Origin of the sequence: Kineococcus esterisolvens, assembly GCF_050871405.1 — a bacterium.
GTDB lineage: Bacteria > Actinomycetota > Actinomycetes > Actinomycetales > Kineococcaceae > Kineococcus.
In genome coordinates, this window is sequence record NZ_JBJLRI010000118.1 from 1 (window position 1) to 7,535 (window position 7,535).

Genomic DNA, 7,535 nt, shown 5'->3' on the forward strand with positions numbered 1-7,535 from the left:
CCCCCCCCCCCCCCCCCCCCCCCCCCCCCCCCCCCCCCCCCCCCCCCCCCCCCCCCCCCCCCCCCCCCCCCCCCCCCCCCCCCCCCCCCCCCCCCCCCCCCCCCCCCCGGGGGGGGTGCGGCGGTGGGGGTCAGGACAGGGGCTGGGTGAGGTCGTAGACGGTCGTGCCGCCCACCGTGGTGGAGGAGAAGCTCTCCTGCACCCACGTGGCGATCTCGGAGGAACCGCCCCGGCCACCGCCCATCCCGCCGCTGATGAAGTAGTGCACGTCACCGGCCTCCACCAGCGCCTGGAACTCCGCCGGGGTCGGCGCCGGGTCGGAGCCGGTGAACCCGCCGATGCCCATCACGTCGGTGCCGCTGGCCAGCGCGTAGCCCGCCGAGGAGTTCGTCGAGGTCGTCGCCGCCGACCAGGTCGTGCCGGCCGCCTGCAGCAGCGCGACGAGCTCGTCGCTGACGTCCTGGCCACCGCCGCCGGCCCCGCCGAACCCGCCCCCGGTGGGGGCGCCGCCGCCGAACCCGCCACCGGTGGGCGCGCCGCCCGCTGCCGCACCGCCCCGCGCCGCGCCCGCCGCGGCACCGGCCGCGTCGCCCCGTCCGGCGAACCCGCCGCGCGTCCCGCCACCGGGCATCCCGCCGCTGGAGGCGCCCTCCGGCCCCGCGGTCGGGATGGACCCGGTGTGCGGGGTCGCCACCGTCACCGCCGCGTACGCGGCCGGCCCGGCCAGCGACAGCACCACGGCGGTGACCAGCGAGGCCACCACCAGCCGCGTCGGGCGGCGCAGCAGCGGACCCGCCGCGGCGAGGACCGCGAGCACCGCGACGACCCAGCGCAGCCACGGCGCGAAGTCCGGGGTGCGGGTCAGCAGCACCCACGCCCAGGCACCGGTGGCCAGGACGACCACCGCGAGCGCCACCCGGCCGGCGACGCGGTCGCGCCGGCTCCACAGGGCGGCACCGCCGACGCCGACGAGGGCGGCGATCCCGGGGGCGAGGGCGACCGTGTAGTACTGGTGGAACGTGCCCTCCATGAGGCTGAACGTCACCGCGGTGACGATCGTCCACCCGCCCCACACGACCAGGGAGGCGCGCACCCGGTCGGTGCGGGGGCGGCGCCAGGTCACCACGACACCCGCCACGAGCAGCAGCAGCGCCGTGGGCAGCAACCACGAGACCTGACCGCCGACGCTGGAGCCGAACATGCGCAGCCAGCCGGCGTCGGCGCCGAAACCCCCGCCACCACCGCCGCCGAAGCCGCCGGTGGGCACCTCGACACCGCCGGGCACCGCACCCCCGGTGGGCAGCTGGCCACCACCGGCACCGCCGCCCTCGTTCCCGAACAGCCGGCCCAGGCCGTTGTAGCCGACGGCCAGGTCCCAGGCGGTGCCGTCGGTGGAGCCGCCGATGTAGGGGCGGCTGGACGCCGGCCACAGCCCGGCGACGAGGAACCACCAGCCGGCGCTGACCACGACGGCCACCCCGGCGGCCAGCAGCTGGGCGACCCGGCGCACGAACCCTGTGGGCGCCGCCCACAGGTACGCCAGCGCCAGCGCCGGCAGCGGCAGCAGCGCCTGCGCGGTCTTGGTGAGGAACGCGAACCCGACGAGCACCCCGGCCAGCACGAGCCAGCGGGTGCGGGCGGCCTCCAGCGCGCGCACCACCGCGTACGCGGCGGCCACGAGCAGCAGCACCAGCAGCGCGTCGGGGTTGTTGAAGCGGAACATGAGCACCGCCACCGGCGTCAGCGCGAACGCGAGCGCAGCGACGAACGCGGCGACCGGCCCGGCGACGCGGCGCACCGCGCGGTGCAGCAGCGCCACCGCCCCGACGCCCATGAGGGCCTGCGGGGCCAGCACGCTCCAGCTGGACAGCCCGAACACGCGGGCCGAGAGCGCCATCACCCACAGCGAGGCGGGGGGCTTGTCGACGGTGATGGTGTTGCCGGCGTCGGCGGAACCGAAGAAGAACGCCGTCCAGTTCTTCGTCATGGCCTGCACGGCGCCGGAGTAGAAGGAGTTCGCCCACCCGGAGGCGGACAGGTCCCACAGGTGGAGCACCGCCGTCGCGGCGAGCAGCGCGGTGACCGCGACCTTCTCGCGGCGGCTCCAGCGCGCCACCGCCGTGGCCGGTGGTTCCGCGGAGGCACCCCCGGGGGGCCGCCTGGTGGGTGTGGACGTGCCGGGCACGGGCATCTCTCCTGGAGGGGGGCGGGTCAGGTGGTGGTCGTGCTGCCGGTGCCGGGCAGCACCTGGGTCTGGTCCTGGGTCTGGTCCTGGGGCCACGTCTGCGCGTCGCCGCCACCGGGCGCGGTGCCGCCGAAGCCGCCGCCGGGCGGCTGCCCGGGGACGGCGCCGTCCGGCCCGGCCGGCTGGGCCTGCCCGCTGCCCGCGGTCGTCCCCGCCGTGGCGTGGCCGACGGCGAAGCCCCCGGCGGCGCCGAGCAGGGTCAGGCCGGCACCGGCCGCGGCCAGCGCCCACCGCGAGCGCCACCGCGGACGCCGACGGGCCCCTGCGGGCGCGGCCGCGTCGCCGGCGGGACCGGCCGCCGGGGCGGGCCACCGGCGCGCCACGTCGTCCCGGGCCTCGTCCACTGCTCCCCCTCTCGTCACGGTCCGCACCACCATCGGCGCGCGGTGTGGGGATCAGCGGTCAGGGAGCTGTGGCAGCCCTGTGAGGGTGGCCGCCGGGCGGGAGCGCCTGGGGTAGCGTCGGGGAGCCCCGCCGCCCCACGACCCCGAGCGAGTCCCGTTGCCCCACGCCCTCCGTGCCGTCGTCGTCCTGCCCACGTACGACGAGGCCGGCAACATCGCCGCGATGCTGCAGCGGCTGCTGGACTCCCCCGCCGAGCCCGACGTGCTCGTGGTGGACGACTCATCCCCCGACGGCACCGGCGCGATCGTGCGGAGCGTGGCCGCCGGGCTGCCCGAGGGCCGGGTGCGGCTGCTCACCCGCACCGTGAAGGACGGCCTGGGCGCGGCGTACCGGGCGGGGTTCGCCGAGGTGCTGCGCACCGGCGACCACGACGTGGTGGTGCAGATGGACGCCGACGGCTCCCACCCGGTCGAGGTGCTGCCGCGGATGCTGGACGAGGTCGCCGCGGGCGCCGACCTGGTGCTGGGTGCGCGGTACGTGCCCGGCGGCGCCCTGGACGACGCCTGGCCCTGGTACCGCAAGGCGCTCTCGCGGGGGGCGAACACGTACGCGCGGGTGCTGCTGCGCGCCCCGGTGGCGGACCTGACGGGTGGCTACAAGGCGTGGCGGGCGGACCTGCTGCGCTCGCTGGACCTGCGCGCGCTGACCGCGGCGGGGTACGCGTTCCAGATCCAGACGACGCTGGCGGCGCTGGAGCGCGGCGCCGTCGTGCGCGAGGTGCCGATCTTGTTCACCGAGCGCACCGCCGGCACCTCGAAGATGTCGGGCGCGATCATCACCGAGGCGATGGGTGCCGTGTGGCGGATGCGCCGGCACGGCCCGGCCGGGCGGCCTGCGCGACGCTGAACGGGCAGTTGCCGTTGCCGTGCGCACCGTCGTCTGCCAAGGTCACCGTGACGGTGGGGGCGCGGCGCTCCGGCTCCCCCGCGAGCGGTGGGAGCTGCGGGTCGTCGCCCGCGCACGGGGCAGGGCAGGGCAGGGACGACGCGGGAGGGCCGCAGTGGGGGACGACGACGCCGTCGCCCAGTTGCTCGACCTCGCCCGTGACATCTTCGGGACGCCGGTGGCGGCGCTGGCGCGCGCCGCGGTGCCCGGCCAGGGGCCCGTCGTGGAGCAGGCCTCCAGCGCCCTGGACCCGCGCGCGACCGTCCGGCTGCTGGCCGACACGGACCTGACCCGCGGCGCTCTGGCGGTGGACGTGCTGCGCCCGGACGGCACGCCGGGCGGGCGGCTGCTGGGCGTGCCGGCGGGCGCGGTGGAACCGCTGGACTCCCGGCAGGTGGAGGCGCTGCACGTGGTCGCCGCCCTGGTGGCCGGCGTCCTGCACCACCGGGACCGACGCAGGGCCGAGCACCGCGGCCGGCTGGCGTCGCTGGAGGCCCTGGTCCGCGGCCGGGGCCGCAGCACGGTCCTGCAGCCGATCGTCGACGTGCGCACCGGCGCGGTGGTGGGGGCGGAGGCGCTCAGCCGCTTCACCGGTGAGGACGGCTACCCCCGCGGTCCCGAGCAGGTGTTCGCCGACGCCCGGTCCGCCGGGGCGGGCGTGCAGCTGGAGCGGGCGGCGGTCGCCTCCGCCCTGGCGCTGCTGCCGGGCCTGCCGGCGGGGACGTACCTGAGCGTCAACGCCTCCGCCGAGGCGCTGATGGACCCCGCCACCCGCGAGGTGCTGCTGGCTTCGCAACCGGAGCGGGTCGTCGTGGAGGTCACCGAGCACGACCCGGTGATCGACTACGCGGCGCTGGCGGAGAGCACCGCCGAACTGCGCGCGGGAGGCCTGCGGCTGGCGGTGGACGACGCCGGGTCGGGGTTCGCGAGCCTGCAGCACGTGCTGCACCTGTCCCCCGACGTGGTGAAGCTGGACATCGCGTTCGTGCGCGGCATCGACGCGGACCCCGCCCGCCGGGCGGTGGCGCGCGCCCTGGTGGGGTTCGCCACCGAGGTGGGCTCGACGATGGTCGCCGAGGGCGTGGAACGGACCGCGGAGCTGTCGGTGCTGCGGGAGCTGGGCGTGCACTGCGCGCAGGGTTACCTGCTGGGCCGCCCGGCGCTGCCGCCGCTGCCGGTCGTGCGGCCCGACGACACGACCACGGTCCTGCTGCCCGCTCAGCCCCGCGAGCACTGACCCCGCCCCTCACCCCCCGGTGAGGAGGTGAGGGGCGGGGGGACGCCGACGGCCCCCGCCGCGGGTGCGACGGGGGCCGTGGGGCGGGCGGGTCAGATCGTGACGACGCTGAGCCGCCCCTTGCCGTAGCGGGCGACCTCGACGTCCAGGTCCAGGCGGCTGCCCGTGCTGGTGGCCCACTGCGTGACGTCCGGGCGCAGGACCTCACCCGGCGCGTAGGCGGCGTGCAGCTTCAGGTGCGGGGCACCCTCCACGTTGAACAGCGACGCCATGATGTTGAGGACCTCGTTGGCGTTGACGCGCAGCGCCTCCGACAGCTCCCCGTCCTCGATCGCGGCCTCGCTGGCCCCGGGGGGCAGCAGGCCGATGGCCGCACCGGCGTGCGCGGCCAGCGCGAAGTCGAACACCGCGACGGCCGCCGAGCGCAGGCGGTCGTCGACGTACAGGCCGACGGCCGCACCCGGCTTGCCGCCCACCGGGCACGGGGTGCCCGGGGAGACCCCGACCTCGCGGCCGAGCAGGTCCTCCAGCAGGTTGCGGATCGCCAGGTTCGACGGCAGCGGGCTGGAGTCCATCGTCACGGCGGGACGCTCGGCCGCCGGGGCGGCCGCGGGGGGAGCGGCCTCGACCGCTCCACCGTCGAGGACCGGCGAGAGGGCCTCGGCGAACGCCTCGGGCGTGAACGGCTTGGCGATGAGGAACAGCGCGCCGGCGGCGGCCGCCTTCTCGCGCATCTCCTCCGAACCCTCCGAGGTCACGAACCCGAACGGCACGTCCAGGCCGGAACCGCGCAGGTTCTGCAGCAGCTCGTACCCGGACACCTCGGGCATGTTCCAGTCCGACAGCACGATGTCGGGGTTCTCGGCGCGGACCGCCTCGAGACCCTCACGGCCGTTCTCGGCCTGGACCACGTCGACCCAGTCGAAACCCGCCTGGCGCATGGTGCGGATGACGATCTGCCGCATGACGCGGCTGTCGTCCACCACCAGGGCCTTCATCGTCAGGCTCCCGTTCCCGACAGCCACACCACGAACGTCATCCAGTGACCCTGCCAGTTCGCGTCCAGGCGGGCCGCGCAGCGGCTGTTGGAACGCGGCAGCGGCGGGGCCTCCGCGATGGCGGGCAGACCCAGGGTGCCGGCGTCCGGCACGAGGGCCTTGATGTTGCCGCCGATGATGTTGGCCATCTCGCCGAGGGCGTCGTAGACGTCCTCGTCGGTCAGCTCGCCGTCCTCCTGCAGGAGGGCGGCGGCCAGCGGGGCCGCAGCGGCCTTCTGGACCAGCACGGTCACCAGGCCGGGGCGGGCACCGGCGATGCCGACGCTCGCGCACAGCACCGGGGCGGGGACCTCCTGCGGGTCGAACGCCGGCAGCAGGGGCTCGACGTGGCCGAAGTACGACTGCCACATCTGGTCCACGATCTGCGCGAGCGCGTCGTCCTCGACGTAGTCGGCGGCCTGCCCGGCCTGCTCGATGTCCTGCGTCATGCGGTCACCTCCGGCAGCAGGCCCAGCAGGGCCAGCTTCTCCTCCAGCGCCTCCACCGTGAAGGGCTTGATCAGGTACTCGTGGGCACCCGCGGCGAGGGCGCGGACGATCTGCCCGTGCTCGGCCTCCGTGGTGACCATCATGATGCTCAGCGAGCGGTACTCGCGGATGGCGCGGACCTGGGTGACGAACGTCAGGCCGTCCATCACCGGCATGTTCCAGTCGACCGTCGCCAGCTCGGGCAGCGGGCCGTTCTGCAGGACCTTGAGCGCCTCGGCGCCGTCAGCAGCCTCCACGACCTCGTAACCCAGCTTGCGCAGCGCACCCGCGATGATCTTCCGCATGGCGCGGGAGTCGTCGACGACCAGTGCCTTCATTTCCTCTGTCCTCTCAGTTCTTGGGGCGGTGGACGGAGACCCGCCCGATGAGTTGCCGTTCCCAGTTGTCGTCGACGCCGAGCGTCGTCTCGGCCCCACCGAGGAACAGGTACCCGTCCGGTTTGAGCGCTCTGCGCACCCGGCCGAGGATGTCCCGCTTCGTGGCGAGGTCGAAGTAGATGAGCACGTTGCGCAGGAAGACCACGTCGAACTGGCCCAGCGCCGCGTAGCTGCCGGTGAGGTTCAGCTGCTGGAACCGCACCATCCGCCGGATGTTCTCGTTGATCTGCCAGTTCATGCCGGTCCGCGTGAAGTGCCGGACCAGCATGGGAGCGGGCAGGCCTCGGTTGACCTCCAGCTGGGAGTACGTCCCGGCCCTGGCCTTGTCCAGGACCTCGGTGGACAAGTCCGTGGCGATGATCTCCGCGCGCCACCCCTCGGCGAGCAGGGATTCCTGCAGACCGATCGCCAGGCTGTAGGGCTCCTGGCCGGTGGAGGAGGCCGCCGACCAGATGCGGACCGAGCGGGTGGAGGCGCGCGACTGCTTCAGCGCCGGCACCACCGTGGTGGAGAACGCCTGGAACGGGGCGCCGTCGCGGAACCACGACGTCTCGTTCGTCGTCAGCGCCTCCACGATGGCGATCTGCGTGCGGCGGTCGGGCCGCAGCCGCACGCCGTCGACGTAGGCGCTGACGTCCGCCGCGCCGGCCGCCCGCGCCAGCGGCACGAGACGGGACTCGACGAGGTACTCCTTGCCCTTCTCCAGGACGATCGCGCTCTCCTTGCGGACGAGCGCGCAGACCCACTCGAAAGCCGTGGGGGTCAGTGCCATGTCACCACCTGCCAGTAGTGGGTCGGGCCGCAGCGGCGGCGGTGCGGGGCGCCGGCGGTACCGCCGGC

General features: G+C 75.5%; 7 protein-coding genes and 1 pseudogene. 2 read left to right on the forward strand and 6 right to left on the reverse strand.

The features are described from left to right. Positions 1-130: 130 nt before the first annotated feature. Together ACRYR8_RS20535 and ACRYR8_RS20540 are read right to left on the reverse strand one after the other, a co-directional pair. On the reverse strand, positions 131-2,191 hold the full coding sequence (locus tag ACRYR8_RS20535) for an ArnT family glycosyltransferase (RefSeq protein ID WP_432486101.1): 2,061 nt from the start codon (positions 2,189-2,191) through the stop codon (positions 131-133). 20 nt (positions 2,192-2,211) lie between these two features. Then, positions 2,212-2,589, reverse strand: a complete 378-nt coding sequence (locus ACRYR8_RS20540) for a hypothetical protein (protein ID WP_432486100.1) — start codon at positions 2,587-2,589, stop codon at positions 2,212-2,214. A 157-nt stretch (positions 2,590-2,746) separates the two neighbouring features. On the opposite strand from ACRYR8_RS20540, the gene ACRYR8_RS20545 reads away from it, so the two are divergent. Next, positions 2,747-3,496, forward strand: a complete 750-nt coding sequence (locus tag ACRYR8_RS20545) for a polyprenol monophosphomannose synthase (protein WP_432486099.1) — start codon at positions 2,747-2,749, stop codon at positions 3,494-3,496. Positions 3,497-3,650: 154 nt separating this feature from the next. Then, entirely contained in the window at positions 3,651-4,772 is a 1,122-nt protein-coding gene (locus ACRYR8_RS20550; RefSeq protein WP_432486098.1) for an EAL domain-containing protein, read from the forward strand. Positions 4,773-5,413: 641 nt separating this feature from the next. Here ACRYR8_RS20550 and ACRYR8_RS20555 read toward each other — a convergent pair. The 4 genes and pseudogenes from ACRYR8_RS20555 to ACRYR8_RS20570 all read right to left on the reverse strand — a co-directional run. Continuing rightward, a pseudogene (locus tag ACRYR8_RS20555) lies at positions 5,414-5,770 on the reverse strand (response regulator); the annotation flags it as partial. A 2-nt stretch (positions 5,771-5,772) separates the two neighbouring features. Next, the gene (locus ACRYR8_RS20560) at positions 5,773-6,258 is read right to left on the reverse strand and encodes a chemotaxis protein CheX (protein WP_432486097.1); all 486 of its coding nucleotides are present in this window, start codon (positions 6,256-6,258) and stop codon (positions 5,773-5,775) included. Further along, complete coding sequence (locus ACRYR8_RS20565) at positions 6,255-6,635, reverse strand: response regulator (protein ID WP_432486096.1); 381 nt, start codon at positions 6,633-6,635, stop codon at positions 6,255-6,257. The genes ACRYR8_RS20560 and ACRYR8_RS20565 overlap by 4 nt, the downstream gene beginning before the upstream one ends. 13 nt (positions 6,636-6,648) lie before the next feature. Further along, positions 6,649-7,467 (reverse strand): CheR family methyltransferase, encoded by an 819-nt coding sequence (locus tag ACRYR8_RS20570; RefSeq protein ID WP_432486095.1) that lies wholly within the window; start codon positions 7,465-7,467, stop codon positions 6,649-6,651. Positions 7,468-7,535: the final 68 nt, after the last annotated feature.